Annotated in this window: 29 protein-coding genes; 11 read left to right on the forward strand and 18 right to left on the reverse strand. The window is 72.7% G+C overall.

Annotated features, from left to right (window positions below; all coding sequences use genetic code 11):
* Window positions 1-249: 249 nt before the first annotated feature.
* Window positions 250-891 carry a DNA-3-methyladenine glycosylase gene (locus tag IE106_RS23950; protein ID WP_189537268.1) on the reverse strand — a complete coding sequence of 214 codons (642 nt, stop codon included), beginning with the start codon at window positions 889-891 and terminating at the stop codon, window positions 250-252.
* Window positions 892-981: 90 nt separating this feature from the next.
* Here IE106_RS23950 and IE106_RS23955 point away from each other — a divergent pair, with 90 nt between their 5' ends.
* The 3 genes from IE106_RS23955 to IE106_RS23965 all read left to right on the forward strand — a co-directional run bounded on the left by IE106_RS23955 (window position 982) and on the right by IE106_RS23965 (window position 3017).
* Complete coding sequence (locus IE106_RS23955; protein ID WP_189537269.1) at window positions 982-1764, forward strand: sporulation protein; 783 nt, start codon at window positions 982-984, stop codon at window positions 1762-1764.
* Window positions 1765-1804: 40 nt separating this feature from the next.
* The gene (locus IE106_RS23960) at window positions 1805-2344 is read left to right on the forward strand and encodes a YbhB/YbcL family Raf kinase inhibitor-like protein (protein ID WP_189537270.1); all 540 of its coding nucleotides are present in this window, start codon (window positions 1805-1807) and stop codon (window positions 2342-2344) included.
* A 151-nt stretch (window positions 2345-2495) separates the two neighbouring features.
* Complete coding sequence (locus tag IE106_RS23965; protein ID WP_189537271.1) at window positions 2496-3017, forward strand: HNH endonuclease; 522 nt, start codon at window positions 2496-2498, stop codon at window positions 3015-3017.
* 54 nt (window positions 3018-3071) lie between these two features.
* Here IE106_RS23965 and IE106_RS23970 read toward each other — a convergent pair whose 3' ends face one another.
* From IE106_RS23970 to IE106_RS23985, 4 genes are all read right to left on the reverse strand, one after another.
* Window positions 3072-3842 (reverse strand): sulfite exporter TauE/SafE family protein, encoded by a 771-nt coding sequence (locus IE106_RS23970; RefSeq protein ID WP_189537272.1) that lies wholly within the window; start codon window positions 3840-3842, stop codon window positions 3072-3074.
* Between the two features lie 83 nt (window positions 3843-3925).
* A complete protein-coding gene (locus IE106_RS23975; protein ID WP_189537273.1) occupies window positions 3926-4861 on the reverse strand; it encodes an SPFH domain-containing protein in 936 nt (311 codons plus the stop codon).
* A gap of 129 nt (window positions 4862-4990) precedes the next feature.
* Window positions 4991-5419: an NfeD family protein gene (locus IE106_RS23980; RefSeq protein ID WP_189537274.1), complete on the reverse strand. Its 429-nt coding sequence runs from the start codon at window positions 5417-5419 to the stop codon at window positions 4991-4993.
* Between the two features lie 122 nt (window positions 5420-5541).
* On the reverse strand, window positions 5542-6333 hold the full coding sequence (locus IE106_RS23985; protein ID WP_189537275.1) for an ABC transporter ATP-binding protein: 792 nt from the start codon (window positions 6331-6333) through the stop codon (window positions 5542-5544).
* Between the two features lie 147 nt (window positions 6334-6480).
* On the opposite strand from IE106_RS23985, the gene IE106_RS23990 reads away from it, so the two are divergent.
* The gene (locus IE106_RS23990; RefSeq protein ID WP_189537276.1) at window positions 6481-7269 is read left to right on the forward strand and encodes an Rv1486c family protein; all 789 of its coding nucleotides are present in this window, start codon (window positions 6481-6483) and stop codon (window positions 7267-7269) included.
* Window positions 7270-7475: 206 nt separating this feature from the next.
* On the opposite strand, the gene IE106_RS23995 is transcribed toward IE106_RS23990, so the two are convergent.
* On the reverse strand, window positions 7476-8159 hold the full coding sequence (locus tag IE106_RS23995; protein WP_189537277.1) for a response regulator: 684 nt from the start codon (window positions 8157-8159) through the stop codon (window positions 7476-7478).
* Window positions 8152-9297 carry a GAF domain-containing sensor histidine kinase gene (locus tag IE106_RS24000; RefSeq protein WP_189537278.1) on the reverse strand — a complete coding sequence of 382 codons (1146 nt, stop codon included), beginning with the start codon at window positions 9295-9297 and terminating at the stop codon, window positions 8152-8154. The genes IE106_RS23995 and IE106_RS24000 overlap by 8 nt, the downstream gene beginning before the upstream one ends.
* A 421-nt stretch (window positions 9298-9718) precedes the next feature.
* Between IE106_RS24000 and IE106_RS24005 the strand changes: the two genes are divergently transcribed.
* On the forward strand, window positions 9719-10465 hold the full coding sequence (locus IE106_RS24005) for a transglycosylase SLT domain-containing protein (protein ID WP_189537279.1): 747 nt from the start codon (window positions 9719-9721) through the stop codon (window positions 10463-10465).
* Between the two features lie 66 nt (window positions 10466-10531).
* Here the strand turns inward: IE106_RS24005 and IE106_RS24010 are convergent, their stop codons facing one another.
* The gene (locus IE106_RS24010; RefSeq protein ID WP_189537280.1) at window positions 10532-13141 is read right to left on the reverse strand and encodes an ABC transporter ATP-binding protein/permease; all 2610 of its coding nucleotides are present in this window, start codon (window positions 13139-13141) and stop codon (window positions 10532-10534) included.
* Window positions 13142-13585: 444 nt separating this feature from the next.
* Between IE106_RS24010 and serB the strand changes: the two genes are divergently transcribed.
* Window positions 13586-14791 (forward strand): phosphoserine phosphatase SerB, encoded by a 1206-nt coding sequence (serB, locus tag IE106_RS24015; RefSeq protein ID WP_189537281.1) that lies wholly within the window; start codon window positions 13586-13588, stop codon window positions 14789-14791.
* Window positions 14792-14872: 81 nt separating this feature from the next.
* On the opposite strand, the gene IE106_RS24020 is transcribed toward serB, so the two are convergent.
* From IE106_RS24020 to IE106_RS24030, 4 genes are all read right to left on the reverse strand, one after another.
* Window positions 14873-15391, reverse strand: a complete 519-nt coding sequence (locus IE106_RS24020) for a SixA phosphatase family protein (protein ID WP_189537282.1) — start codon at window positions 15389-15391, stop codon at window positions 14873-14875.
* A gap of 77 nt (window positions 15392-15468) precedes the next feature.
* Complete coding sequence (locus tag IE106_RS24025) at window positions 15469-15693, reverse strand: hypothetical protein (RefSeq protein WP_189537497.1); 225 nt, start codon at window positions 15691-15693, stop codon at window positions 15469-15471.
* A 380-nt stretch (window positions 15694-16073) separates the two neighbouring features.
* Window positions 16074-16190, reverse strand: a complete 117-nt coding sequence (locus IE106_RS30760; RefSeq protein ID WP_268255324.1) for an SGM_5486 family transporter-associated protein — start codon at window positions 16188-16190, stop codon at window positions 16074-16076.
* Window positions 16191-16207: 17 nt separating this feature from the next.
* Window positions 16208-17518, reverse strand: coding sequence for a CynX/NimT family MFS transporter (locus tag IE106_RS24030; RefSeq protein ID WP_189537283.1), 1311 nt, complete (start codon window positions 17516-17518; stop codon window positions 16208-16210).
* A gap of 90 nt (window positions 17519-17608) precedes the next feature.
* On the opposite strand from IE106_RS24030, the gene IE106_RS24035 reads away from it, so the two are divergent.
* Window positions 17609-18301, forward strand: coding sequence for a FadR/GntR family transcriptional regulator (locus IE106_RS24035; RefSeq protein ID WP_189537284.1), 693 nt, complete (start codon window positions 17609-17611; stop codon window positions 18299-18301).
* Here the strand turns inward: IE106_RS24035 and IE106_RS24040 are convergent.
* The 6 genes from IE106_RS24040 to IE106_RS24065 all read right to left on the reverse strand — a co-directional run bounded on the left by IE106_RS24040 (window position 18267) and on the right by IE106_RS24065 (window position 21308).
* Window positions 18267-18629 (reverse strand): hypothetical protein, encoded by a 363-nt coding sequence (locus IE106_RS24040; RefSeq protein WP_189537285.1) that lies wholly within the window; start codon window positions 18627-18629, stop codon window positions 18267-18269. The genes IE106_RS24035 and IE106_RS24040 overlap by 35 nt on opposite strands.
* Window positions 18630-18777: 148 nt before the next feature.
* On the reverse strand, window positions 18778-19545 hold the full coding sequence (gene fabI / locus IE106_RS24045; protein WP_189537286.1) for an enoyl-ACP reductase FabI: 768 nt from the start codon (window positions 19543-19545) through the stop codon (window positions 18778-18780).
* A gap of 5 nt (window positions 19546-19550) precedes the next feature.
* Window positions 19551-20270, reverse strand: coding sequence for a 3-oxoacyl-[acyl-carrier-protein] reductase (fabG, locus tag IE106_RS24050; protein WP_189537287.1), 720 nt, complete (start codon window positions 20268-20270; stop codon window positions 19551-19553).
* A 170-nt stretch (window positions 20271-20440) separates the two neighbouring features.
* The gene (locus IE106_RS24055) at window positions 20441-20713 is read right to left on the reverse strand and encodes a PIN domain-containing protein (RefSeq protein ID WP_229840731.1); all 273 of its coding nucleotides are present in this window, start codon (window positions 20711-20713) and stop codon (window positions 20441-20443) included.
* Window positions 20714-20830: 117 nt separating this feature from the next.
* The gene (locus tag IE106_RS24060; protein ID WP_189537288.1) at window positions 20831-21115 is read right to left on the reverse strand and encodes a type II toxin-antitoxin system Phd/YefM family antitoxin; all 285 of its coding nucleotides are present in this window, start codon (window positions 21113-21115) and stop codon (window positions 20831-20833) included.
* Window positions 21116-21167: 52 nt separating this feature from the next.
* Window positions 21168-21308 (reverse strand): hypothetical protein, encoded by a 141-nt coding sequence (locus tag IE106_RS24065; RefSeq protein ID WP_189537289.1) that lies wholly within the window; start codon window positions 21306-21308, stop codon window positions 21168-21170.
* A 289-nt stretch (window positions 21309-21597) separates the two neighbouring features.
* On the opposite strand from IE106_RS24065, the gene IE106_RS24070 reads away from it, so the two are divergent.
* The 4 genes from IE106_RS24070 to IE106_RS24085 all read left to right on the forward strand — a co-directional run bounded on the left by IE106_RS24070 (window position 21598) and on the right by IE106_RS24085 (window position 25958).
* Complete coding sequence (locus IE106_RS24070) at window positions 21598-22458, forward strand: helix-turn-helix domain-containing protein (RefSeq protein ID WP_189537290.1); 861 nt, start codon at window positions 21598-21600, stop codon at window positions 22456-22458.
* Window positions 22455-22655, forward strand: coding sequence for a DUF397 domain-containing protein (locus IE106_RS24075; protein WP_189537291.1), 201 nt, complete (start codon window positions 22455-22457; stop codon window positions 22653-22655). Before IE106_RS24070 ends, IE106_RS24075 begins: the two co-directional genes overlap by 4 nt.
* 305 nt (window positions 22656-22960) lie before the next feature.
* Window positions 22961-24484, forward strand: coding sequence for a TldD/PmbA family protein (locus IE106_RS24080; protein ID WP_189537292.1), 1524 nt, complete (start codon window positions 22961-22963; stop codon window positions 24482-24484).
* An 82-nt stretch (window positions 24485-24566) separates the two neighbouring features.
* Entirely contained in the window at window positions 24567-25958 is a 1392-nt protein-coding gene (locus tag IE106_RS24085; protein WP_189537293.1) for a metallopeptidase TldD-related protein, read from the forward strand.
* The last annotated feature ends 12 nt before the right edge of the window (window positions 25959-25970 follow it).

Below are 25970 nucleotides of genomic sequence, written 5' to 3' on the forward strand. Positions count from 1 at the left end.
TTCCGTTTCCGGTGCGGATTTCGTTTCCGGTGGCCGTTGGAGGGCCTTTCGCCTTTCGGCTTCCACTACTTTAGCGGGTTCCCCGCGGTGCTCATAATCGAGCCCCTCGAAATGAATCCCGGACACGCCGAAACCCACCCCGCCAGGGGGAAGATCGCTAGATGGTGGTTTGGCCGCCCCCGGAGGCGCTGGTACAGCGTGCCCCGGCTCTTACGGCTCGGTCGACATTAGGCGGTTCGGCCTCGAGAGTCAAGCCCTCCTCCGGCGTGGTGTGTGGGCCCGGTACGGGCTCACCGTCGGGTCCCCCTCGATCCAGAAGCGCCACGGGTGCACCGCTCCCTCCCCGCCCACACCGGTGCGGGGGCCGTTCCGCACCTGACCGGCGGCGACCGGGGTCCCGGCCAGTACCGACAGGGGGGAGTCGCCGTCCGCGCAGGCGTCCGTGCCGTCCAGGGTGCGGTCGACGTCCAGGGCCGTGGCGAGACGGGCCGGGCCCTTGGCCAGTTCCTTGTCGTGCCGGGCCGAAAGGCGACGACGGCGGGCCAGCTCGTGGCCGGCGCGGATCTCGCCCGCGCGCAGCAGGACCCCGCCGGCGGTGCCCACCGGGCCACACACGAGGTTCAGGCAGTGCCACATGCCGTAGGTGAAGTACACGTACGCGTGACCGGGCGGGCCGAACATCACGGCGTTCCTCGCCGTGCGGCCGCGGTAGGCGTGCGAGCCGGGGTCGACTTCCCCGGCGTACGCCTCCACTTCCGTGAGGCGCAGTTCGATGGGTCCGTCGTCCGTCATCCGTACCAGGGTGCGGCCCAGCAGGTCCGGGGCGACCTCCAGTACGGGGCGGTCGAAGAAGTCCCGGGGCAGCGGCGTACGGTCGGGGCTCTCGATCATGTTGAACGAGCGTACTGGGACGGCGCCCGGAACCGGCTACGGTCTTCCGCGCGTACGCGTATGTGAGCTGTGGACCGAGAAGGAGTGGACATGGGCTTCAAGAAGCTGCTCGCGAGCCTGGGTGCGGGCGGGGCCAACGTCGAGACCGTGCTGACCGAGTCGAACGTGGTGCCCGGCGGTGTCGTCCAGGGCGAGGTGCGGATCGAGGGCGGCTCGGTGCCGCAGGAAATCCAGGGCCTGTCGCTCGGGCTGCAGGCGCGGGTCGAGGTCGAGGGCGGCGACCAGGAGACGAAGCAGGACGTCGAGTTCGGCAGGACGCAGATCGGTGGTTCCTTCACCGTCCAGGCCGGGGCCGTGCACGTCGTGCCCTTCGGGCTGGAGATCCCCTGGGAGACGCCCGTCACCTGCATCGCCGGGCAGCAGCTGCGCGGCATGGACATCGGGGTGACGACGGAGCTGGCGATCGCGCGGGCCGTGGACTCCGGCGACCTGGACCCGATCAACGTGCACCCGCTGCCGGCACAGCAGGCGATCCTGGACGCGTTCGTCCGGCTGGGCTTCCGGTTCAAGAACGCCGACATGGAGCGGGGGCACATCCGGGGGACGCGGCAGCGGCTGCCGTTCTACCAGGAGATCGAGTTCCTGCCGCCGCAGCAGTACCGGGGGCTGAACCAGGTCGAGCTGTCGTTCGTCGCCGACGACCGGGAGATGGACGTCGTGCTGGAGATGGACAAGAGGGGCGGGCTGTTCAGCGAGGGCAGCGACTCGTACCGCTGCTTCGTGGTCGGGCTGGACGACTACCGGAACACCGACTGGGCGGCGTACCTCAACCAGTGGCTCGCCGACGTCGGTGGGCGCCGGAACTGGCTCTAGGCTCGAGGATCGAGGATCCAGAGCGATCGGAGGTTCTGACGTGACCGAGGCGAAGAGGGCGCCGCTCCCCCACGACTTCCACCCGCCGGTGCCGTCGTTCACCGTGGTGAGCGACGACGTCGCGCCCGGGGGCGTGCTGGCGGACGCGCAGGTGTACGCGAAGGGGAACACGTCGCCGCAGCTGCGGTGGGAGGGCTTCCCGGCGGAGACGAAGAGCTTCGCCGTGACGTGCTTCGACCCGGACGCGCCGACGGGCAGCGGCTTTTGGCACTGGGTGCTGTTCGACGTCCCGGCGTCCGTGACGGAGCTGCCGGCGGGCGCGGGCGGCGGGGGGTTCGAGGGCCTGCCCGAGGGCGCGGTGCACGTCCGCAACGACTACGGGTCGAAGGACTTCGGTGGTGCCGCGCCGCCGCCCGGGGACGGTCCGCACCGGTACGTGTTCACCGTGTACGCCGTGGACACCGAGCGGTTGGGCCCGGACTCCGACGCGTCGCCGGCGGTCGTCGGCTTCAACCTGCGGTTCCACACGCTGGCGCGTGCGCAGCTGATCGGGGAGTACGAGACACCCGCGGAGAGCTGAACGTTCGCCTTCCGTTCACCCGCCCTCGGCCTGGAGAAGGCCGGGGGCGGGCATTTTCCGTCTGCGGATATTGCGTTGTCCCGTTCGGTGCCGCCCCGCCAGAGTTGGTCCAGGCGCGTCAGGGGACGGCCGGCACACGGAGGTGGGCGGAATGCGGGACACGCTGGTTCTCAACGCGAGCTTCGAGCCGTTGTCGACGGTGTCGCTGCACCGGGCGGTGGTGCTGGTGCTGCAGGACAAGGCCGTCGTCGAGCAGGCCCATCCGGGACTTCGGCTGCGGGCGGCCGAGGTGGAGCTGCCCGTGCCGCGGGTGATCAGGCTGTGCCGGTACGTACGGGTGCCGTTCCGAAGACACGCGCCGTGGTCGCGGCGCGGTGTGCTGGTGCGAGACCAGCACCGGTGCGCGTACTGCGGGCGGCGCGCGACCACGGTCGACCACGTCGTGCCGCGGTCGCAGGGGGGCGCGGACAGCTGGCTGAACACGGTCGCCTCCTGCGCGGAGGACAACCACCGCAAGGCGGACCGTACGCCGCAGGAGGCGGGGATGCCGCTGCTGCACCAGCCGTTCGTCCCGAGCCCCGCGGACGCGATGCTGCTGGCGCTGCGGGCCGGTGGGCGGTCGGAGCTGCCGGAGTGGCTGACGGCGCAGCGGCCGGAGGCGGCCGCCGCCTGAGCGTGGTCCGTCGGTGGAGCCCGTCCCCGTGTGTCGCCGGGGGCGGGCTCCTCGTCATCGGGTGACGAGTTGGAGGATCGCGGCGCTGCCGATGACGACGATCAGGGTGCGGAGGACCTTCGGGGGGAGCCGCCGGCCGACGCGGGCGCCGATCTGGCCGCCGATGGTGGAGCCGACGGCGATGAGGGCGACGGCGGTCCAGTCGAAGTGGGCGGCGAAGACGAAGAACAGCGCGGCGATGGTGTTGACGACGGCCGCGAGGATGTTCTTCGCGGCGTTGAGGCGCTGGAGGGTGTCGTCGAGCAGCATGCCCATGAGGGAGAGGTAGACGATGCCCTGGGCCGCGGTGAAGTACCCGCCGTAGACGCTGGCCAGGAGGAGGCCGGCGAACAGGAGGGGGCCGCCGTGGCGGGTGGTGTCGGTGCGGCCGTCGCGTTCGCGGCGGGCCTGGACGGCGCGGGTGATGCGGGGCTGGAGGACGACGAGGACCAGGGCCAGGGCGACGAGGACGGGGACGATCGTCTCGAAGGCCGTGGAGGGGAGGACGGTGAGGAGGACGGCGCCGCCGAGTCCGCCGAGGGCGGCGGCGACGGCGAGGCGCAGGATGCGGTCGCGCTGGCCGGTGAGTTCGGCGCGGTAGCCGATGGCCCCGCTGATGGAACCGGGGATCAGCCCGAGGGCGTTGGAGACCGTGGCGGTGACCGGGGGCAGGCCGGTGGCCAGGAGAACGGGGAACGTGATGAGCGTCCCCGATCCCACGATCGTGTTGATGGTGCCCGCGCCGACGCCGGCCGCGAGGACGGCGAGCATCTCCCAGATCGTCACTGCGCCCCCGTACGGAATCGGTGGTGGATGAACCGATCATGCACGAGGGCGCCGGAGTGAGTCGACCGGGGTCCGGTCCGTGGTCAGTCGACGGGGGGTTCCTCCCGGCGCCGCTCCTTCGCGGAGGTGTCGAAGCCGGGGGCGCCGCCGCCGAGGTTGCCGAAGGCGCCGGAGAGGCCCTTGAGGGCGTCGCCGATCTCGCTGGGCACGATCCAGAGCTTGTTGGCGTCGCCTTCGGCGATCTTCGGGAGCATCTGGAGGTACTGGTAGGAGAGCAGCTTCTGGTCGGGGTCGCCGGCGTGGATGGCCTCGAAGACCGTGCGGACCGCCTGGGCCTCGCCCTCGGCGCGCAGGGCGGCGGCCTTGGCCTCGCCCTCGGCGCGCAGGATCGCGGACTGCTTCTCGCCCTCGGCGGTGAGGATCTGGGACTGGCGGATGCCCTCGGCGGTGAGGATCGCGGCGCGCTTGTCGCGGTCGGCGCGCATCTGCTTCTCCATCGAGTCCTGGATGGAGGTGGGCGGCTCGATGGCCTTCAGCTCGACGCGGTTGACGCGGATGCCCCACTTGCCGGTGGCCTCGTCGAGGACGCCGCGGAGGGCGGCGTTGATCTCCTCGCGGGAGGTGAGGGTGCGCTCCAGGTCCATGCCGCCGATGATGTTGCGCAGGGTGGTGACGGTGAGCTGCTCGATCGCCTGGATGTAGCTGGCGACCTCGTAGGTCGCGGCGCGGGCGTCGGTCACCTGGTAGTAGATGACCGTGTCGATGTTGACGACCAGGTTGTCCTGGGTGATGACGGGTTGGGGCGGGAAGGGGACGACCTGCTCGCGCAGGTCGATGCGGTTGCGGATCGTGTCGATGAACGGGACGACGATGTTGAGGCCCGCGTTGAGGGTGCGGGTGTAGCGGCCGAAGCGTTCCACGATGGCGGCGCTGGCTTGTGGGATGACCTGGATCGTCTTGATCAGGGCGATGAAGACAAGCACCACCAGAATGACCAGAACGATGATGACTGATGGCATCGTGCTCCCCGTGCCCTTCGCTGCCGGTTGATGTCGGTGATCGATTTTCCCAGACGGCGGGCGGTCATGTGGGTGGTTCGGCCCGTTCCCCCGGCGATCGGCCTTCCCCTGACGGTATATGACGCGATGTCATAGGACGACGGCGGTCGCTCCGTCGATGTCGACCACGTCGACCTGCTGCCCCGGTTCGAAGGCCTGGCCGGGGTCGTAGGAGCGGGCGGACCAGACCTCGCCGGCGAGTTTGACGCGTCCGCCGGAGGCGTCGACCCGTTCCAGGACGACGGCTTGACGGCCCTTCAGGGCGTCGACGCCGGTCGCGTGGGCCGGTTGCCCTTCGCGGTGCCGGGCCGCGATGGGCCGTACGACGGCGAGGAGCGCGACGGAGACGGCGACGAAGACGATGACCTGGGCCACCACTCCGAAGCCGAGTCCCGCGGTGAGGGCGCCCGCGACCGCCCCGACGGAGAACATGCCGAATTCGGGCATCGCGGTGATGACGAGCGGGATGCCCAGCCCCACCGCCGCGATCAGCCACCAGACCCATGCGTCGATGTCCACGTCGTCATGGTAGGTGCGCGGGGCCGCCGGGGACAGGGCACCGAGGGGGCCCGGCGGGTGCGGGGGCCCTTCGGCTCCCGCGGCGTCCGGTGCTCCGGTGCCCCTGGGGGGTGGACGGCGGGTCAGCCGAGCGGGAGGCCCTGGGCGGTGTAGCGGTCGCCGACGCGCTCGACGACGAGGGGCAGGCCGAAGCAGTGGCTGAGGTTGCGGGAGGTGAGCTCGGTCTCGACGGGACCGGCGGCGAGCACCTTGCCCTGACGGATCATCAGGACGTGGGTGAAGCCCGGCGGGATCTCCTCGACGTGGTGCGTGACCATGATCATGGAGGGGGCGTACGGGTCGCGGGCGAGGCGGCCGAGGCGGCGGACGAGGTCCTCGCGGCCGCCGAGGTCGAGGCCGGCGGCGGGCTCGTCGAGGAGGAGCAGCTCGGGGTCGGTCATCAGGGCGCGGGCGATGAGGGTCCGCTTGCGCTCGCCCTCGGAGAGGGTGCCGAACCTGCGGTCGAGGAAGTCGGACATGCCGAGGCGGTCGAGGAAGGCGCGGGCCCGGTCCTCGTCGACGGCCTCGTAGTCCTCCCGCCAGGTGGCGGTCATGCCGTACGCCGCGGTGAGGACGGTCTGCAGGACGGTCTGCCGCTTGGGGAGCTTCTCGGCCATGGCGATGCCGGCCATGCTGACGCGGGGACGCAGGTCGAAGACGTCGACCTTGCCGAGCTCGTCGTCGAGGATGCGGACGGTGCCCCGGGTCGGGAAGAGGTAGGTGGAGGCGACGTTCAGGAGGGTGGTCTTGCCGGCGCCGTTGGGGCCGAGGATGGCCCAGCGCTCCCCCTCCTTGACCGACCAGGAGACCTCGTCCACCAGAGCGCGTCCGTCGCGGACCACGGATACGTCCACCAGCTCCAGTACATCGCCCATGAGCGCGTTGTCTCCCCTTGCGGTCGTTGCTTCGTCGTCGGTCCTCGCGCGGACCGCCGCGGGAGCGGCGGGCGCAGGTTCCCAGGGAAAACCTACGCCACCTGTGGTGGGACCCGTACCCGTGGGGCCGGAACCTAGGCTGGGGCCATGCTTTCGGAACCACGTTCAGGACGGTTGGCCGCATGGGGGAACGCCCTGCTGGCCGGGTTGGTGTCGCCGGACGAGGCGGTGGGCGCGATCGTCGGGGACGACGCGCCGCACCGCGTGGAGGGCCTGCCGGGTGAGCGGGGGCCCGTCGGGCTGACCCTGGGGCTGGGGCGGCTGCGGTCGCTGGGGGTCACCGGGTGGCGGGTGGCGCTGCCCGCGCCGGGGCACCCGCTGGGGTTGAGCGGACCGCCGGAGTTCAACGCGCGGGCGCTCGACGCGGAGGAGGCGGCGGTGGGGTACGGGGCCGGGTTCGGGCTCGTACCGGAGGTGACCGAGGCGGGGCCGGCCGGGGACCTGCACGTGGAGGTCGTGTGGCACTGCCTGCCGGTGCGGGAGGCGCCGCCGGCGGACGTGCCGTCGCTGGGTGAGGCGGAGCGGGAGCTGGCGGAGGCGCTGCGGGAGGCGACGGTGGCGCTGACGCGGCTGAACGTGGCGGCGTCGGGCCCTGCGGCGGAGGCGGCGCTGGACGCGTACCGGGCGCGGGCGCACGCCGGGGGCGAGCTGCTGGCCCCGGGGTACCCGCCGCGGGCGGCGCGGGTGCTGGAGCTGGCGCGGCGGGTGGCGCTGCTGGTCTCGCTGGCGTACGGGAACGGGCACGGCGGCGCGGTGAGCGCGTCGGAGATGGCGGCGCGGACGGAGGCGCTGCGGCCGGTGGAGCGCGTGGCGCGGCGGGCGCAGGTGGCGGCGTTCAACGCGTACGTGGAGGAGCGGGAGCGCGGTCGGCCCTGAGCCGCCCGTCCCCCGGGCGGCCCGGAGTGGCTCCGGTCGCCGCCCGGGGGACGCGGGCCGTCCGGGCCGGGTGGGGCGGGTGGACCCGGGTGGGCGGGCCCGGGTGGGACCGTGGGCCGTCCGGGTGGGGCGGGTGGGGCGGGTGGACCCGGGTGGGCGGGCCCGGGTGGGACCGTGGGCCGTCCGGGTGGGGCGGGTGGGGCCGGTCAGGTGGTGAGGCCGTGGCGCACCGCCCACAGGGCGGCCTGGGTGCGGTCGGCGAGGTCCAGCTTCATCAGGATGTTGGAGACGTGCGTCTTGACGGTCTTCTCGGAGAGGACGAGGGCGCGGGCGATCTCCCGGTTGGAGCGGCCGTCGGCGATCAGGCCGAGGACCTCGCGCTCCCGCTCGGTGAGGGTGCCGCTGCGGCCGCCGGAGCCGCCGTTCGTCTCCTCCTGGCTGAGCAGCGCCCCGGCCACCTCGGGCTGGAGCAGGACGTGCCCCGCGTGGACGGAGCGGATGGCGCCGGCCAGGGCGTCCGGGTCGACGTCCTTGTAGACGTATCCGGCGGCGCCCGCGCGCAGGGCGGGGACGACCGTGCGCTGCTCGGTGAAGCTGGTGACGATCAGCACCTTCGCCGGGTTGCCCAGCTCGCGGAGCCTGCGGAGGGCCTCGATGCCGTCCGTCCCGGGCATCTTCACGTCCATGAGGACGACGTCGGGGCGCAGCTCCTCCGTGCGGGCGACGCCCTCGGCGCCGTCCGCGGCCTCGCCGACGACCTCGATGTCGTCCTGGACCTCCAGGAACGTGCGCAGCCCGCGGCGGACGACCTGGTGGTCGTCGACGAGGAGGACGCGGATGGCGCGCCCCTCCCCCGCCCGCGCGGTGCCGTCGTTCTCCTTGTCAGCCACCGGGGACCTCCATCTCGATCGTGGTGCCCTCGCCGGGCGCCGAGTGCACGGTGAGTCTGCCGCCGACGCCGCCCGCCCGGTCCCGCATGGACACGAGGCCCAGGTGGCGGCCGGCGCGGCGGACCGCCCGCGGGTCGAAGCCCTTGCCGTCGTCGGTGACGGTGAGGCGGGCGCCCTGGCCGTGCCGGGCGAGCCGGACGGCGACCTCGCCGGCCCCGGAGTGGCGCAGCGCGTTGTGCAGGGCCTCCTGGGCGACGCGGAGCAGCGCCTCCTCCTGGGCGGCGGGCAGGGCCCGTATGCCGCCGCCGTCGAAGGTGACGCGGGCCGTGTGCGCCCGGTCGAGGACCTGGACGTGCGTACGCAGGGTGTGGACCAGGCCGTCCTCGTCGAGGGCGGCGGGGCGCAGCTCGACGACGGCGGCGCGCAGTTCGTCGGCGGCCTCGGCGGCGAGGGCGGTGACCTGCTGGAGCTCGCCCTTGGCGCGGGCGGGGTCCCGGTCGACGAGGGCGGCGGCGGCCTGGGCGGTGAGCCGCAGGGAGAACAGCTTCTGGCTGACCGCGTCGTGCAGCTCGTGGGCGAGGCGGGAGCGCTCCTCGGCGATGGTCAGCTCGCGGCTGCGCTCGTAGAGGCGGGCGTTGGTGAGGGCGATGGCGGCGTGCTGGGCGAGGATGCCGAGCAGCTCCTCGTCCTCGGCGGTGAAGCCGCAGCCGCCGTCGGGCGAGGGGCAGCGCTTGTTCGCGAGGAACAGCGCGGCGATCGTCTCCTCGCCGTCGCGGACGGGCAGGCCGAGGAAGTCCGACATGTCGGGGTGGGTGGTGGGCCAGCCCTCGAAGCGGGGGTCCTCGCGGACGTCCGCGAGGCGCTCGGGCTGCTCGCTGTGGAGCATCGCGGCGAGGATGCCGTGCTGCCGGGGCAGGGGGCCGATGGCCTTCCACTGCTCGTCGCTGACGCCGTCGACCACGAACTGGGCGAAGCCGCCGTGGTCGTCCGGGACGCCGAGCGCGGCGTACTCGGCGTCGAGCAGGTCGCGGGCGGAGGCCACGATCGTCTTGAGGACGTCGCGGACCTCCAGCTGCCTGCTCATCTCCAGCAGGGCGGTGCTCACCGCGGCGAGGCCGGAGCGTGGTCGGTCGGTCATGCGTTCACCGTACCCACGGGGGGTGACGGTCCGTATCCGCCTGTGGACGGCGATGTCTGGGTCCCAGGCCCTAGGTCCTCGCACGGATGCCGTGGAAGGGTCCGGAAAGCACCACACGCAAAGCATTGCTGCCGCAACAATCGGTGAGCTCGACGGGGGCCCGGTGTGAGGCCGCGCATAGGACCCAGGTCACGTACGAGCCTCCGTAGTGGAACCGTAATGGGACATATCAGTGCTGGTCGGGCGAGCGTCAGGGCCGAGTGGGGGCCGCGCGCCGCACCTCCTGATCCACTACCCGGGGTCGTACGTCACACCTTTGCCTCGGGTTTTTGCGGCCGCTAAGAATTGCTCCCGTCGCCCGCCAAGCCAGGCGCAACGCCGCCCGGCGTGCGACTCCCGCGATTCGAAGAGGTACGACTGTATGTCCCCGTCCAGCACCCCTGGTCTCAGCCGTCTCAAGAAGAACCACAAGCTCTCCCTCGCCGGCGTGGCAGCCGTCGGCGTCGCCGCCCTCTCCTTCTCCCTGGTCCCGGGCCCCGCCTCGGCCAAGGCGGAGGTCGCGGAGGTGGCCGCCGCTCCGGCCGCCGCCTGGAGCGGTTACCAGAGCGCGGAACTGCAGGCCGGCATCGCCGGACAGAAGTCGGCGTTCGAGGTGAAGGCCGCCGCCGAGACGAAGGCGAAGGCCGCGGCCGCCGCCAAGGTCAAGGCCGCCGCCAAGGCGAAGGCCGCGGCCGCCGCGAAGGCGGAGGCCGCAGCGGCCGCCGAGGCGAAGGCCCAGGTCGCCGCCAAGGAGCGCCTCGTCGTCAAGACCGTCGCGAGCCGTGCCGCCGCGCGCACGCCGGTGTACGCGAACAACCTCGACGGATGGATCCGCGAGGCGCTCGACATCATGAAGAAGCACGACATCCCGGGCACCTACGAGGGCATCCACCGCAACATCATGCGGGAGTCCAGCGGCAACCCGAACGCGATCAACGACTGGGACATCAACGCCCGCAACGGCGTCCCGTCCATCGGCCTGCTCCAGGTCATCAAGCCGACGTTCGACGCGTACCACATCCCCGGCACGAAGAAGAGCCAGTGGGACCCGGTCGCCAACATCGTCGCCGCGTGCAACTACGCGGCCGACCGGTACGGCTCCATGGACAACGTCGACAGCGCGTACTGACCCGCGACGACGTGGAAAGGGCGGCACCCCGGTGGGGTGCCGCCCTTCACGCGTGCGCGCCGCCGGTCACTTGCGCATGACCTCCGGCTCGTGGCGGCGCAGCAGGCGCGCCACGAGGAAGCCGAGGACGACGGCCATGGCGAGCAGCACCGACACGTTCATGCTCCACTGGCCCACGCCGTGCTCCCACAGCGGGTCCAGGTCGGTGGGGTTCTTGTGGTCCCACGGCGGCATGAGGTGCGCCAGGTCGAGGGTGGCGCCCGCGCCGGCGATGGCCCAGCGGGACGGCATGAGCCAGGCGAACTGCTCCAGGCCCGGCGAGCCGTACACCTTGAACAGGATGCCGGTGAAGACGACCTGGACGATCGCGAACATGACCAGCAGCGGCATGGTCTTCTCGGCGGTCTTCACCAGGGCCGAGATGACCAGGCCGACCATCATCGAGGTCAGGCCGAGCGCGATGACGACGACGCACAGCTCGACGGCGGGCGGCATGATCAGGCCCTCGACGGGCAGCTCGCGCGGGATGAAGCCGATGGCGCAGATGATGACGCCCTGGAAGGCCGTGATGAGGCCGAGGACGATCACCTTGGACATCAGGTACGCCGAGCGGGACAGGCCGGTGGCGCGTTCCCGTTCGTAGATCACCCGCTCCTTGATGAGCTCCCGCACGGAGTTGGCGGCGCCCGAGAAGCACATGCCGACCGCGAGGATGAGCATGATCGTGCCGGCGTCGCCGTTGAACCGGGACGGCGGCGTCGGCGGGGCCAGGCCGAAGTCGGCCGGGATGACGACGGAGACCGCGCCGAGGACCGCCGGGAGGATGACCATCAGGGCGAGGAAGCCCCGGTCGGAGGCGATCACGGAGACGTACCGGCGGATCAGGGTCCACAGCTGGGCGCCCCAGCTCTGCGGCTTGGGCGGCTTGGCGGCGGACTGCGCCGGCATCTGGACCGGCTGGGCGGCGACGGCGTCGATGTCCGCCGCGTACAGCTGGTAGTGCTGCGAGCCCTTCCAGCGGCCGGCCCAGTCGTAGTCGCGGTAGTTCTCGAAGGCGGAGAAGACGTCCGCCCACGTCTCGTACCCGAAGAAGTTCAGCGCCTCCTCCGGCGGGCCGAAGTAGGCCACCGAACCGCCGGGCGCCATCACCAGCAGCTTGTCGCAGAGCGCCAGCTCGGCGACGGAGTGGGTGACGACGAGGACCGTGCGGCCGTCGTCGGCGAGGCCGCGCAGCAGCTGCATGACGTCGCGGTCCATGCCCGGGTCGAGGCCGGAGGTCGGCTCGTCCAGGAAGATCAGGGACGGCTTGGTCAGCAGCTCCAGGGCGACGGAGACGCGCTTGCGCTGGCCACCGGAGAGGGAGGTGACCTTCTTCTCCTTGTGGATGTCGAGCTTCAGCTCGCGCAGCACCTCGTCGATGCGGGCCTCGCGCTCGGCCGTGGCGGTGTCGCCGGGGAAGCGGAGCTTCGCCGCGTACCGCAGCGCCTTCTGGACGGTCAGCTCCTTGTGGAGGATGTCGTCCTGCGGGACCAGGCCGATGCGCTGGCGCAGCTCGGCGAACTGCTTGTAGAGGCTGCGGTTGTCGTAGAGGACGTCGCCCTGGTCGGCCGGGCGGTACCCGGTGAGCGCCTTGAGGAGCGTCGACTTCCCGGAGCCGGACGGGCCGATGACGCCGATCAACGACTTCTCCGGGACGCCGAAGGAGACGTCCTTCAGGATCTGCTTGCCGCCGTCGACGGTGACCGTGAGGTGGCGGGCCGAGAAGGAGACCTCGCCGGTGTCGACGAACTCCTCCAGCCGGTCGCCGACGATCCGGAACGTCGAGTGGCCGACGCCGACGATGTCGTTCGGGCCGATGAGGACGGTGCCCGACTTGGCGATCGGCTGGCCGTTGACGTACGTGCCGTTGTGCGCGCCCAGGTCGCGCAGTTCGAAGCGGCCGTCCGGGTGCGCGGTGAACTCGGCGTGGTGGCGCGAGACCTGGAGGTCGGAGACGACCAGGTCGTTCTCGAGCGCGCGGCCGATGCGCATGACGCGGCCCAGGGCCAGCTGGTGGAAGGTGGTGGGGCTGCGGTCCCCCCCGTACGCGGGGGACGCGGGCGCCTGGTGGGCCGCCGCGCCGCCCTGCTGGTGCGGGATCTGCTGGTGCGGGATCTGCTGCTGCCAGCCGGGCTGCTCCTGGTGGTGCTGCGGCTGGTGGTGCTGCTGCTGCGGCTGGTGGTACTGGTGCTGCTGTTGCGGGGCTTGTGCCGCGTGGGCCTGCTGGCCCGGCCAGGGCTGCTGTGCCTGCGGCGCCTGGGCGTGGTACGCGGCGTCGGCCGCGGGTGCGGCGTGGGCCGCGGGTGCGGCGTGGGCGGCGGGCGCGGCGTGGGCGGCGGGCGCGGCGGCACCGGTGAAGTCCAGCCGCGGGCCGTCGGTGGCGTTGCCCAGGTGCACGACGGCACCCGGTCCGATTTCCATCTGGTGGATCCGCTGGCCCTGCACATAGGTGCCGTTGGTGGAGCCGTGGTCCTCGATGACCCAACTCCGGCCCCCCCAGCTCACCGTGGCGTGCCGCCACGAGACCCTGGCGTCGTCGATCACCACGTCGCCCTGCGGGTCGCGCCCGAGGGTGTACGACCTGGACGGATCGAGGGTCCAGGTCCTTTCGTTCAGTTCCAGTACGAGTTCCGGCACTCCATGCCCCACGTAGTTGTCCCCCGAGGTACCCCCGTCGCTGGGAGTCTAGGGATGGCGAACATCGAGGAGGAACTATTTCAGGCCCGGTCCCCGATCCGAAAGTCGGGCGGTGTGAAGACCCCGGGCGCCCCGGGGGAACGGCGGCCGGCCCGGTCGGCGAATGGGACGCCCGGGCCCCTACCCGGGCATCCCGCCGCCCCGAAGGGACGGCGGCCGGCGCGGCGGTAAGCCCCGGCACGGCCCGGCGTTCCTGACACGCGCGCGGGCCCCGCCGTGCCGCCGCCGAGGGGCGCCGGGCGGGGAACCCGAACGGCCCCCCGCCGCGTCCGGGTGGGAGAGGGGCGGGTTCCGCGCCGCCCCGGCCCCGCGCTCCGGGCGGGGTGTCCGCTGGACGGGACGGGGGCGGTGGGCATCCGACGGGCCGGATACGGTGGAGGGACCATGAGCGCATCACAGACCTCAGACGTTCCCACCCTTCTCGTGAAGATCTTCGGGAAGGACCGTCCCGGGATCACCGCCGGGCTGTTCGACACCCTTGCCGCGTTCTCCGTCGACGTCGTCGACATCGAGCAGGTCGTCACCCGCGGCCGTATCGTCCTGTGCGCGCTCGTCACCGAGCCGACCGCCGGGACGGAGGGGGAACTGCGGGCCACCGTCCACAGCTGGGCCGAGTCGCTGAAGCTCCAGGCGGAGATCATCTCCGGTACCGGCGACAACCGGCCCCGCGGGCACGGGCGTTCCCACGTGACCGTCCTCGGCAACCCGCTGACCGCGGAGAACTCGGCGGCCATAGCGGCCACGATCACCCGCACCGGCGGCAACATCGACCGCATCTTCCGGCTGGCCAAGTACCCGGTGACCGCCGTGGAGTTCGCCGTCTCCGGCGTGGAGACCGAGCCGCTGCGCACCGCGCTCGCCACCGAGGGGCACGAGCTGGGCGTGGACGTGGCCGTCGTGTCGGCCGGGCTGCACCGGCGGGCGCAGCGGCTGGTGGTGATGGACGTCGACTCGACGCTGATCCAGGACGAGGTCATCGAGCTGTTCGCCGCCCACGCGGGGTGCGAGGGGGCGGTCGCGGAGATCACCGCCGCTGCGATGCGCGGTGAGCTGGACTTCGAGCAGTCGCTGCACGCGCGCGTGGCGCTGCTGGAGGGCCTGGACGAGTCGGTCGTGGACAAGGTGCGGTCCGAGGTGCGGCTGACGCCCGGCGCCCGCACCCTGATCCGTACGCTGAAACGACTCGGCTACCAGGTCGGCGTCGTGTCCGGCGGGTTCACCCAGGTCACGGACGACCTGAAGACGCGGCTCGGCCTGGACTTCGCGTCCGCCAACACGCTGGAGATCGTCGACGGCAGGCTGACCGGCCGGGTGACCGGCGAGATCGTGGACCGGGCCGGGAAGGCGCGGCTGCTGCGCCGGTTCGCGGAGGAGGCGGGCGTGCCGCTCGCCCAGACCGTGGCGGTCGGCGACGGCGCGAACGACCTGGACATGCTGAACGCGGCCGGTCTCGGCGTGGCCTTCAACGCCAAGCCGGTGGTCCGCAGGGCCGCCGACACCGCGGTCAACGTGCCGTTCCTGGACACCGTGCTGTACCTGCTGGGCATCACCCGCGAAGAGGTGGAGACGGCGGACGCCGGGCCCGCGTGACGCGCGGCCCCGCGGGGACGACGGCGGCCCGGACACCGCGTGGGTGTCCGGGCCGCCGTCCTTCCGCCGTGCGGGCGCGCGTCACGCGTGGGGCGCCCAGAAGTCGACGAGCCTGCCGACGCCGTGCTCCACGGACTTCCACGCGCCGTCGAAGGTGAGGACGGCGAGGGCGGAGGTCGGGAACCCGCTGCGGTTCATCCTGGTCAGGATGTCGCCGTCGGCCTCGCCCGCGAGGGCGTCGGCGAGGGCGTGGACACCGGGGTTGTGCCCGACGAGGAGGAGGTCCCTCACCTCCTCGGGGGTCTCGTTGAGCACCGCGATCAGTTCGCCGAGGGACGCTTCGTAGATGCGCTCGTCGTAGAGGGTCCTGGGCCGCTGGGGCAGCTCGGAGACCACCAGCTTCCACGTCTCGCGGGTCCGCACGGCGGTCGAGCACAGGGTCAGGTCGGGGGTGATGCCGACGCCGGCGAGCCGGCGCCCGGCGAGGGGCGCCTCCTGGCGGCCGCGGTCGGCGAGCGGACGCTCGTGGTCGGAGTCCTGGGACCACTCGGCCTTCGCGTGCCGCAGTAGCACGATCCTGCGAGGTGTATCGACGCTCATGTCCCCAGCTTCGCACGAAACGGACCCTGTGGCGCAGGGCGTTGACGCGTTGGACCTGCACGGGTGAGCGGGGGTCCCTAGGGCGTGAGGGTGTGCCGGAGCTGGTCGACGATCCGGCCCACGGCGGGCTCGGCGCCCGCCCCTGGGGCCTGCCCCGGCGCCGTCAGGAGCAGGAACAGGGCGGTGAAGGCGGCGACGGGCGGGGCGACGGCCCACCAGGGCAGCCGGGCGCGCACCCCGCCGGTGCCCGCGGCCGCACCGCCGCCGGTGGCGTGGGTCCGGGTGGGTGTACGGGCCGGCATGGCCGCCTCCCTCGTCGTCGCGGGTCCGTGGTGGGCCCCACGCTACGAAGTGGTGGCGGCGCGCCCCTCCGGTGATCCACCCACGCGACCCCGACAGCCGCCCCTAGGGAGTGTCTTCGAAGTGGCGTCGTTCGCCCGTAGGGCGGGGCGGGCGGCGTCTGGTGCGTGCGATCGCAAGGCGGAGGAGGGAGCCACTGCGGAGCATTGGCGACCGACGACAACGCGGCTGGGGGTCCCCCCTGCTCGAGCGCAGCCGAGAGCTCGGGGGAGGGCGTGCCAGGCGTCGGCAGGCAGACGGGACTTTGAAGACACGACCTAGGGGACGGGGCGGCCCCGGGTCCGGACGGGTCAGGCCGGGGCCGGGAGGGAGGCGCGGGCGGTCAGGGGGAGGCGATCGAGGCGAGGATTCCGATCACCACGCCGATCGCGAGCATGGCGCCGAAGACGGCGAGCAGCTTCTTCTGGCCGTTCTGGGGGTTCGGGTCGAGCACAGGCATGGGGCCAGTCTCGCATCTCAGGCCTCGTCCTCGATCGTCCGGTCCCGTCCGGCCAGCACCCCGGCCGCCATCTGGGGGACGATCAGGGCCGCCATCAGGGCGAGGGGTGCGGTCCAGCCGCCGCTGTGCTGGTACAGGGCGCCGACGAGGATCGGCCCGGGGACCGAGAGGAGGTAGCCGGCGCACTGGGCGAAGGCGGAGAGCCGCACGACACCGGTGCCCGTCCGGGCCCGCATGCCGATCATGGTGAGGGCGAGCGGGAAGGCGCAGTTGGAGATGCCGAGCAGGACCGCCCAGAGCCAGGCGCCGGCGGCCGGCGCGGTGAGCAGCCCGGCGTACCCGGCGAGCCCGGACAGGCCGAGGGCGACCACGATCGGGCCCTGCTGCCGCATCCGGCCGGCGACGCGCGGGATGACGAAGGCGAGGGGGACGCCCATGACCATGGTGACGGCCAGCAGGACGCCCGCGGTCCCGGCGGGGACGCCCGCGTCGCGGAAGATCTGCGGGAGCCAGCCCATGGTGATGTACGCGCCGGTGGCCTGGAGGCCGAAGAAGCAGGCGAGCGCCCAGGCCGTACGGCTCCGGGCCACGCGCGGCCCGGCCGGCGGGGCGGCGTCCGCGGCGGGGGCGGGGCTCGCGGCGGGGGCGGCGGCCGCGGACGCGCGGCGGTCCCGTACCACCGGGATCCAGGGCAGGACCGCGAGGACGGCCAGGGCCGCCCACACGCCCAGGCCGGCGCGCCAGCCGCCGCCCAGGGCGGCGGTGAGCGGGACGGTGACGGCCGCCGCGAGGGAGGTGCCCAGGGCCAGGGCCATCGAGTACAGGCCGGTCATCGTGCCGACGCGGTCGGGGAAGTAGCGCTTGACGATGACGGGCATCAGCACGTTGCTGAGGGCGATGCCCATCAGGGCGAGGGCGCTCGCGGCGAGGAAGCCCGGCGTGCCGCCCGCGAAGGGGCGGACGGCCACGCCGACGGCGATCGCCACCATGCCCGCGCAGACCACCGCGGCCCCGCCGAAGCGGCGGGCGAGGCGCGGCGCGGCGACGCCGAAGACGGCGAAGCACAGCGGCGGCACCGAGGTGAGGAGGCCCGCGACGCCGCCGCTCATGTGGAGGCCGGTGCGGACCTCCTCCAGGAGCGCGCCGAGGCTGGTGATGGCCGGGCGGAGGTTGAGCGCGGCGAGGACGAGACCGACGACGAGGAGGCGGGTGAGCCAGGTGCCGGAGGACGCCGCCGCGGCGGCCGGCGCGGTCCGGGGCGGCGGGTCCGCCGGGCGGGGGGCGGTGCGTACGGGACTGCGCGTCGGGGTCTGCGGCTCGTCGGACATACGCCCATCATAGAATCATGGGATGATTGGTTGTCCAATCGTGAACGAACTTCCGTCGAACCAGTCCCGAACCCGAGACGAGGAAGAACCATGGCGCTCAGCTCGCCCCGCCGGTCCGCGCTCTCCGACCAGGTGATCGCGCAGCTGCGCAACCAGATCACCTCCGGTGAGTGGCCGGTCGGCTCGCGCATCCCCACCGAGCCGGAGCTGGTGGAGCAGCTGGGCGTCGCCCGCAACACCGTCCGCGAGGCGGTGCGGGCGCTCGCGCACAACGGCCTGCTGGACATCCGCCAGGGCTCCGGCACGTACGTCGTCGCGACGAGCGAGCTGGCCGGGGTGATGCACCGCCGCTTCGCTGACGCCGACCCCCGGCACGTCGCCGAGCTGCGCTCCACGCTGGAGTCGTCGGCGGCGCGGCTGGCCGCCGGGCGCCGCACCGAGCGGGACCTGCGGCAGCTGGAGGTGCTGCTCGCGCGGCGCGAGGAGGCGTGGGGGACGGGCGACGCCGACCTGTTCGTGGCGGCGGACGCGACGTTCCACCTCGCGGTGGTCGCGGCCTCGCACAACGACGTGCTGACCGAGCTGTACGCCGACCTCGGGCACCTGATGCGCGCCTGGCTCCGCGACGACGTGGGCCAGGAGCTGCGCCCGGAGCACCACATGGACCACGGGCGGCTGGTGGAGGCGATCCGCGCGGGCGACGCCGAGACGGCGGCGCGGGAGGCGGCGGGCTATCCGTTCATGTGCCTCAGGAGCCCGGGCCCGGAAGGGGATCGTGGCTGATCCAGGCGGCCCGGACCTCCTTCCAGCACCGCGCGGTCAGCTCGACGTAGGCGGTGGCCGGCACCTCGGCCGGCGCGCTGTCGGCGTCGACGTCCCACCAGCGGGCGCACTCGACGTGCAGCCGCACGCGATCGGTGCGGGGATAGGGGTTGTGGCAGTACGCGGTGACGCGGGAGCCCTCGACCTCGGTCCGGCACGACGCGCCCGCGCGCTCCCGCGGGCCGTCCGCCGCGGCGGGGCCCGCCGGCACGGCGAAGCCCGCGAGCAGGACGGGGGCGAGGACCGAGACGGCGGTCCGCGCCGCCGTCCGGTGGTGTCGGATCACCACGGCTACACCTCCTCCCCGGGCGCCGGGAGGCGGCGGCCACCCGGCTCGACCAGTCTGCCGCAGACACGGCGAGGCCGCGCGCCGATCGGGTGACGGTCGCGCGGCCTCGACGGCGGGACGCCGGGTCGGACGGGGTGGGTACGGGGAGTCAGGCACCCATGATGTGGACGCCGCCGTCGACGTGGACGATCTCGCCGGTGGTCTTCGGGAAGAAGTCCGACAGCAGGGCGACGACGCCGCGGCCGGCCGGCTCCGGGTCCGACATGTCCCAGGCGAGCGGGGAGCGCTCGTCCCAGACCTTGGCCAGCTCGCCGAAGCCCGGGATGGACTTGGCGGCCATCGAGCCGATCGGGCCGGCGGAGATCAGGTTGCAGCGGACGTTCTGCTTGCCGAGGTCGCGCGCCAGGTAGCGGCTGGTGGCCTCCAGGGCGGCCTTGGCGGGGCCCATCCAGTCGTACTGCGGCCAGGCGAACTGCGCGTCGAAGGTCAGGCCGACCACCGACCCGCCGTCCTCCATCAGGGGCAGGCAGGCCATGGTCAGCGACTTCAGCGAGAACGCCGAGACGTGCATCGCCGTGGATACCGACTCGAACGGCGTGTTGAGGAAGTTGCCGCCGAGCGCGTCCTGCGGGGCGAAACCGATGGAGTGCACGACGCCGTCGAGGCCGCCGAGCTCCTCGCGGACGACGCCCTCGACCCGGGCCAGGTGCTCGTCGTTGGTGACGTCGAGCTCGATGACCTTGGCCGGCTTCGGGAGCTTCTTGGCGATGCGCTCGGTCAGGGTGGGCCGCGGGAACGCGGTCAGGATGACCTCGGCGCCCTGCTCCTGGGCCACCTTCGCGGTGTGGAACGCGATGGAGGACTCCATCAGCACACCGGTGATGAGGACGCGCTTGCCGTCGAGAATTCCGCTCATGTGACTCAGTGACCCATGCCCAATCCGCCGTCAACCGGGATGACGGCTCCAGTGATGTACGAGGCGTCGTCCGACGCCAGGAAGCGCACCGCGGCCGCGATCTCCTCCGGCTGCGCGTAGCGGCCCAGCGGCACCTGCGAGACGATGCCGGCGCGCTGCTCGTCGGTGAGCACCTTGGTCATGTCGGTGTCGACGAAACCGGGTGCGACGACGTTGAAGGTGATGTTGCGGGAGCCGAGCTCCCGGGCGAGCGAGCGGGCGAAGCCGACGAGGCCGGCCTTCGAGGCGGCGTAGTTCGCCTGGCCCGCCGAGCCGAGCAGGCCGACGACGGACGAGATGAGGACGACGCGGCCCTTCTTGGCCCGCAGCATGCCCCGGTTGGCCCGCTTGACGACGCGGAACGTGCCGGTCAGGTTGGTGTCCAGGACGGAGGTGAAGTCCTCCTCGGACATCCGCATGAGCAGCTGGTCCCTGGTGACGCCGGCGTTGGCGACCAGGACCTCCACCGGGCCGTGCCTCTCCTCGATCTCCTTGTAGGCGGTCTCCACCTGCTCGGAGTCGGTGATGTCGCACCGGACGGCCAGGCAGCCGAGCTCGACCAGCTCGGCGGGCGGCTCGCCGGACCGGTACGTGAAAGCGACCTTGTCGCCGGCGTCGGCGAAAGCGCGGGCGATGGCGAGGCCGATGCCCCGGTTGCCTCCGGTGACGAGAACCGAGCGGCTCATCGGATCACCCTTTCGATAGCGGTTCTTTCCCCGCCCGAACGCCCGGATGACAGGGGCGGTGACGGGCGGCTCACCCGAAAACCTATCGGTCCGCGTCCGCGGCGGGACATCGGGGCACCGACAGTGGCTCTCGGGGCCGCCTGTCGGGTTCCTACAGTCCGGCCCCCGGGTCAGTCCGACATGCCGGGCGCGTCGGCCGGCAGTCCCTCGGCGCGGGCGGTCTCCGGCATCCTGCGGTCGTAGGTCACCAGGGCGGTCAGGTCGTCCCGCGGGGAGAGCGCGCCGGCCACGTGAATCGCGTCCAACGTCCTCAGGCGCCCGACCAGGAGGGCCGCCGCGTCGCGCACCTCCCGGGTGAGGAGGATCTCGGTGATCCGGGCGTCCAGGTCCTCCATGGCTTTCGGGAAGTGCCCCACGAGGTCCAGGGTTCGTACGGTCTCCACGAAGCCGAGCGTGCCGGTGGCGAGCGGCTCCGTGGCCCGTTCCTGGAGGAAGGCGTCCAGCGCGCCAGTGACTGCGCCGCGTCATCCACGTGACCAGCGCGGACGTGTCCATGTAGATCAACGGTCGTCCTCTTCGCGCTCGGCCAGCAGGAGCGCCACGGGGTCGACGTCTTCCGGCACCTCGTAGTGCGGCATGCTGTGGCGGTCGGCGGCGGTGACCGGCTTCAGCTTGATCTTCCCCTGCGCCACCAGGTGCGCGTACCGCTCCATGGGGCTGCCGGCCGGTGACAGTATCGCGATGACGTTGCCGTGCCGGGTGACCTGGATGGCCTCGCCCTTCTCGACGCGGGCGAAGACCGCGCTGGGGTCGTACGAGAACTCGCGGACGGAAATGGTGCTCATACCGCGCTCCCCTCACAGCAGGAAGATTGTGCGTAGACAATCCTGATAGCACCTACACCTGGCCGCCATGGGCGTTTCCACCCACCCCCGTGCCGCGCGCGGTGTCGACCGACTCGGCGAGGGCGCCGATGCCGGAGGCGGGGACCATGGCCTGGCGGAGCACACCGTCCCGTGGCGTCGGCAGGTGGTGCACCAGGTCCGGCTTGAGCGCGTGCCGGCCGACGGTGTCGAGGAAGAAGCTCCGGTGCCGGTGGCGGAGAAGCGCCGGGCGAACACACTTACGGTCACGGCCTCCCGGGCCCGGGGCGTCGGCGTGCGCCCACGCTCCGGCGCCCCTTCCGGCCCCCGACAGGGACGACACCCGTACAAGCACGGCTGTACCGGTGCACACTCTGGACCGGGTGGGTAACTCCCCGTGACCATGGGCGGGTCGGGCGGGGTTGAGCACGGCGTGAAAGCGCGGACACGGGAGGCACGCGGCGATGAGGGCGGACCACGGCGGAGGCGGCAACGGCGGCGCGAACGGCACGGGGGCGGAACTCTCCGACGGCCTGAAGACCTTCGGCGCAGTCCTCAAGGCCCTGCGCGAGGAGTCCGGCCTGACGCAGGAGGAGTTCGCGTTGCGGGTGCGGTACTCGGCCGCGTACGTCGCCAAGATCGAGCAGGGGAAGCGGTTCCCCCCGGCGGACCTGCCCGCGCGGGCGGAGGGCGTCCTGGGCCCGGCCGCGGTCAAGGTCCTCACGGCTGCGGCGAAGAGCCTGACGCGGAGGGCCGGGCTGGCGTCGTGGTTCCGTCAGTGGGCGGGGATCGAGGAGGAGGCGATCTCCCTGTACGCGTACGAGTGCCGGGCGGTCCCGGGGTTGTTGCAGCCGGAGGGTTACGCGCGGGCGGTGTTCGAGCGCAATCTGCCGCCACTCTCACAGGAGCAGATCGAGCGGCAGGTATGCGCGAGGCTGGAGCGGCAGGAGCTTCTGGCCTCGCGGCCGAACACGGCCTTCAGCTTCGTCATCGAGCAAGGCATCCTGGAGCGGTGCGTCGGGGGAGCCGGCGTCGCCAACGAAGTCATCGACCACCTTCTCCTCGTGGGACAGCGGCACAACGTGGAGATCCAGGTCATGCCGCTCCGGCAAGAAGAACACTGTGGCGTCGAGGGACAGATGTACCTGGCCGAGACGCCGACTCACCAGTGGATCGGCTACACCGAGGGGCAGCGATCAAGCAACCTGATCACCGCCCCGAACGACCTGAGTGTCCTCCTCCAGCGCTATGGGAAACTGCGTGCCCAGGCCCTGGACTGCCGGGCTACCGTGAGCCTGCTGGAACAGATGCGAGGAGCACTATGAGCACCACTGATCAGCTGCGCTGGTTCAAGAGCAGCTACAGCGGGGGCGAGGGTGACAACTGCGTCGAGGTCGCCGTGCGCCCCGAGGCGGTCCACATCCGCGACTCCAAGGACAAGCGCGTCCGCCCGCTCGTCGTCACGCCGGCTGCCTGGGCGGCGTTCGCCGCCCTCGCTGCCGGGGCGTCCCTGGACGGCTGAGTCGCGTCGCACGTGACGCCGGTGGGCGGGTACGGGAGCTGTTCCCGTACCCGCCCACCGGTCTGCGCCCGCCCGTCCCCCTCCTGCTCGTCCTCGCCGAACAGGCCGAGCACGTCGAGCCGCGCGTCGTCCCCGGCGGCCCCGGTGGGTGTGCGGCCCGTCAAGGGCGGGGAAGCGCGGGCGCCGAGCGGCATCGATCAGCTCCTGGCGCTCGTCGGGGCGGTTCCACGGGAGCCCCGCGGGCCGGACGTGGTTCACTGCCCGGGACGGTCGTCACCGACAAGCGGCAGAAGGGATTTCCACCTGTGGCCCATGACATCGATGAGGCGTTCCTCGCCCTGCCCCTGCGGGCGCTCGCGGACGCGGCGCTCGCGCGGGCCAGGGCGCTCGGCGCCGAGCACGCCGACTTCCGGTTCGAGCGGGTGCGCAGCGCCTCCTGGCGGCTGCGGGACGCGAAGCCGGCCGGGTCGTCGGACACGACGGACCTCGGGTACGCGGTGCGGGTGGTGCACGGCGGGGCGTGGGGCTTCGCCTCGGGCGTCGACCTCTCCATGGACGCCGCCGCGAAGGTCGCCTCCCAGGCGGTGGCCATGGCGAAGCTGTCGGCGCGGGTGATCGCGGCCGCCGGGAGCGAGGAGAGGGTGGAACTCGCGGACGAGCCGGTGCACGCGGAGCGGACGTGGGTCTCGTCGTACGAGGTCGACCCGTTCTCCGTGCCGGACGCCGACAAGGCCGCGCTGCTCGCGGAGTGGAGCGCGCGGCTGCTGCGCGCGAAGGGCGTGGCGCACGCGGACGCGTCGCTGCTGACCGTCCACGAGAACAAGTTCTACGCCGACACGGCGGGGACGGTCACCACGCAGCAGCGGGTGCGACTGCACCCGCAGCTGACGGCGGTCGCGGTGGACGCGACGAGCGGCGAGTTCGACTCGATGCGGACGCTGGCGCCCCCGGCCGGGCGCGGCTGGGAGTACCTGACGGGCACCGGCTGGGACTGGGACGCGGAGCTGGAGGAGATCCCGGCGCTGCTGGCCGAGAAGATGCGGGCGCCGAGCGTGGAGGCGGGGACGTACGACCTGGTCGTCGACCCGTCGAACCTGTGGCTGACGATCCACGAGTCGGTCGGGCACGCCACCGAGCTGGACCGGGCGCTGGGGTACGAGGCGGCGTACGCGGGCACCTCGTTCGCGACCTTCGACCAGTTGGGCACGCTGCGGTACGGCTCGCCGGTGATGAACGTGACGGGCGACCGCACGGCCGAGCACGGGCTGGCGACGATCGGGTACGACGACGAGGGCGTCGAGGCGCAGTCGTGGGACCTGGTCAGGGACGGGGTGCTGGTCGGCTACCAGCTGGACCGGCGGATCGCGCGGCTGACGGGCCTGGGCCGGTCCAACGGGTGCGCGTTCGCGGACTCGCCGTCGCACGTGCCGGTGCAGCGGATGGCGAACGTGTCGCTGCTGCCGGAGCCGGGCGGGCTGTCGACGGAGGACCTGATCGGCGGCGTCGAGCGGGGCGTCTACGTGGTCGGCGACCGATCGTGGTCGATCGACATGCAGCGGTACAACTTCCAGTTCACGGGCCAGCGGTTCTTCCGCATCGAGAACGGCCGGCTGGCCGGCCAGCTGCGGGACGTGGCGTACCAGGCGACGACGACGGACTTCTGGGGGTCGCTGGAGAAGGTCGGCGGGCCGCAGACGTACGTCCTGGGCGGCGCCTTCAACTGCGGCAAGGCCCAGCCGGGCCAGATCGCGGCGGTCTCGCACGGCTGCCCGTCCGCCCTGTTCCGGGGCGTGAACATCCTCAACACGGCGCAGGAGGCGGGTCGATGAACGGGCGGAACACCATCTGCCGGGGGTCCGGGGGTCGCCCCCCGGGCCAGCACAGTCTCGACACGGCGCAGGAGGCGGGCCGATGAGTCGCGTGAGCAAGCCGTACGAGATCGTCGAGCGGGCGCTGGAGCTGTCCCGTGCCGACGGGTGCGTCGTCCTCGCCGACGAGCACTCCTCCGCGAACCTGCGCTGGGCCGGGAACGCCCTGACCACCAACGGCGTCACCCGGGGCCGCACGCTCACGGTCGTCGCGACGGTCGACGGGGCGCAGGGCACGGCGTCGGGCGTGGTGTCCCGGTCGGCGGTGACCGCCGACGAGCTGGAGCCGCTGGTGCGGGCGGCGGAGGCGGCGGCGCGCGCGGCGGGCCCCGCCGAGGACGCGCAGCCGCTGGTCGCCGGGGCCCCGGAGTCGCCGGACTTCCGGGACGTGCCGGCCGAGACGTCGTCGGCGGTGTTCGGGGACTTCGCGCCGGCGCTGGGCGAGGCCTTCGGCCGGGCCCGGGCCGGGGGGCGCGAGCTGTACGGGTTCGCCAGCCACGAGCTGACCTCCACGTACCTGGGCACGTCGACGGGGCTGCGGCTGCGGCACGACCAGCCGAACGGGACGCTGGAGCTGAACGCGAAGTCGCCGGACCGGTCGCGTTCGGCGTGGGCCGGACGGGCCACGCGGGACTTCGCGGACGTGGACCCGCTGGCGATGGACGAGGACCTGGCACGGCGGCTGGACTGGGCGCGGCGCCGGGTGGAGCTGCCGGCGGGGCGGTACGAGACGCTGCTGCCGCCGACCGCGGTGGCGGACCTGCTGATCTACCAGCAGTGGTCGGCGGCGGCCCGGGACGCGGCGGAGGGCCGGACGGTGTTCTCCCGGCCGGGCGGCGGCACCCGGGTCGGGGAGCGGCTGGCGACGCTGCCGCTGACGCTGCGCAGCGACCCGGCGGAGCCGGGCCTGGAGTCGGCGCCGTTCGTGATCGCGCACGCGTCGGGCGACGACGCGTCGGTGTTCGACAACGGGCTGCCGCTGGAGCCGGTCGACTGGATCCGGGAGGGCCGGCTGGAGCGGCTGGTCACGACCCGGCACAGCGCGGCGCTGACCGGATCGCCGGTGGCGCCGGGGGCGGGCAACCTGGTCCTGGAGGGCGGGGGCGGCCGGTCGCTGGAGGAGATGGTGGCCGCGACCGGGCGGGGGCTGCTGCTGACCTGCCTGTGGTACATCCGCGAGGTCGACCCGGCGACGCTGCTGCTGACCGGTCTGACCAGGGACGGCGTGTACCTGGTCGAGGACGGGGAGGTGGTCGCCGAGGTGAACAACTTCCGGTTCAACGAGTCGCCGGTGGACCTGCTCGGGCGGGCGGCCGAGGCGGGGCGGACGGAGCGGACGCTGCCGCGGGAGTGGGGCGACTGGTTCACCCGGGCCGCGATGCCGCCGCTGCGGGTGCCGGACTTCCACATGAGTTCGGTCAGCCAGGGCGTGTGACCCCCATAGACT

Source organism: Streptomyces roseolilacinus (assembly GCF_014649335.1).
Classification (GTDB): domain Bacteria; phylum Actinomycetota; class Actinomycetes; order Streptomycetales; family Streptomycetaceae; genus Streptomyces; species Streptomyces roseolilacinus.

Excerpts from the sequence above, each read along its gene's own strand:
- IE106_RS24035 (WP_189537284.1), top strand. The coding sequence starts at position 17,609 with ATGGCGCTCAGCTCGCCCCGCCGGTCCGCGCTCTCCGACCAGGTGATC.
- IE106_RS24025 (WP_189537497.1), bottom strand. The coding sequence starts at position 15,693 with ATGCCGGCCCGTACACCCACCCGGACCCACGCCACCGGCGGCGGTGCG.
- IE106_RS24000 (WP_189537278.1), bottom strand. The coding sequence starts at position 9,297 with ATGACCGACCGACCACGCTCCGGCCTCGCCGCGGTGAGCACCGCCCTG.
- IE106_RS24075 (WP_189537291.1), top strand. The coding sequence starts at position 22,455 with ATGAGCACCACTGATCAGCTGCGCTGGTTCAAGAGCAGCTACAGCGGG.
- IE106_RS23965 (WP_189537271.1), top strand. The coding sequence starts at position 2,496 with ATGCGGGACACGCTGGTTCTCAACGCGAGCTTCGAGCCGTTGTCGACG.
- serB (WP_189537281.1), top strand. The coding sequence starts at position 13,586 with ATGAGCGCATCACAGACCTCAGACGTTCCCACCCTTCTCGTGAAGATC.
- IE106_RS23985 (WP_189537275.1), bottom strand. The coding sequence starts at position 6,333 with ATGGGCGATGTACTGGAGCTGGTGGACGTATCCGTGGTCCGCGACGGA.
- IE106_RS24005 (WP_189537279.1), top strand. The coding sequence starts at position 9,719 with ATGTCCCCGTCCAGCACCCCTGGTCTCAGCCGTCTCAAGAAGAACCAC.
- IE106_RS23950 (WP_189537268.1), bottom strand. The coding sequence starts at position 891 with ATGATCGAGAGCCCCGACCGTACGCCGCTGCCCCGGGACTTCTTCGAC.
- fabG (WP_189537287.1), bottom strand. The coding sequence starts at position 20,270 with ATGAGCCGCTCGGTTCTCGTCACCGGAGGCAACCGGGGCATCGGCCTC.
- fabI (WP_189537286.1), bottom strand. The coding sequence starts at position 19,545 with ATGAGCGGAATTCTCGACGGCAAGCGCGTCCTCATCACCGGTGTGCTG.
- IE106_RS23990 (WP_189537276.1), top strand. The coding sequence starts at position 6,481 with ATGCTTTCGGAACCACGTTCAGGACGGTTGGCCGCATGGGGGAACGCC.
- IE106_RS24070 (WP_189537290.1), top strand. The coding sequence starts at position 21,598 with ATGAGGGCGGACCACGGCGGAGGCGGCAACGGCGGCGCGAACGGCACG.
- IE106_RS24085 (WP_189537293.1), top strand. The coding sequence starts at position 24,567 with ATGAGTCGCGTGAGCAAGCCGTACGAGATCGTCGAGCGGGCGCTGGAG.
- IE106_RS23975 (WP_189537273.1), bottom strand. The coding sequence starts at position 4,861 with ATGCCATCAGTCATCATCGTTCTGGTCATTCTGGTGGTGCTTGTCTTC.
- IE106_RS24060 (WP_189537288.1), bottom strand. The coding sequence starts at position 21,115 with ATGAGCACCATTTCCGTCCGCGAGTTCTCGTACGACCCCAGCGCGGTC.
- IE106_RS30760 (WP_268255324.1), bottom strand. The coding sequence starts at position 16,190 with ATGCCTGTGCTCGACCCGAACCCCCAGAACGGCCAGAAGAAGCTGCTC.
- IE106_RS24020 (WP_189537282.1), bottom strand. The coding sequence starts at position 15,391 with ATGAGCGTCGATACACCTCGCAGGATCGTGCTACTGCGGCACGCGAAG.
- IE106_RS24030 (WP_189537283.1), bottom strand. The coding sequence starts at position 17,518 with ATGTCCGACGAGCCGCAGACCCCGACGCGCAGTCCCGTACGCACCGCC.
- IE106_RS23955 (WP_189537269.1), top strand. The coding sequence starts at position 982 with ATGGGCTTCAAGAAGCTGCTCGCGAGCCTGGGTGCGGGCGGGGCCAAC.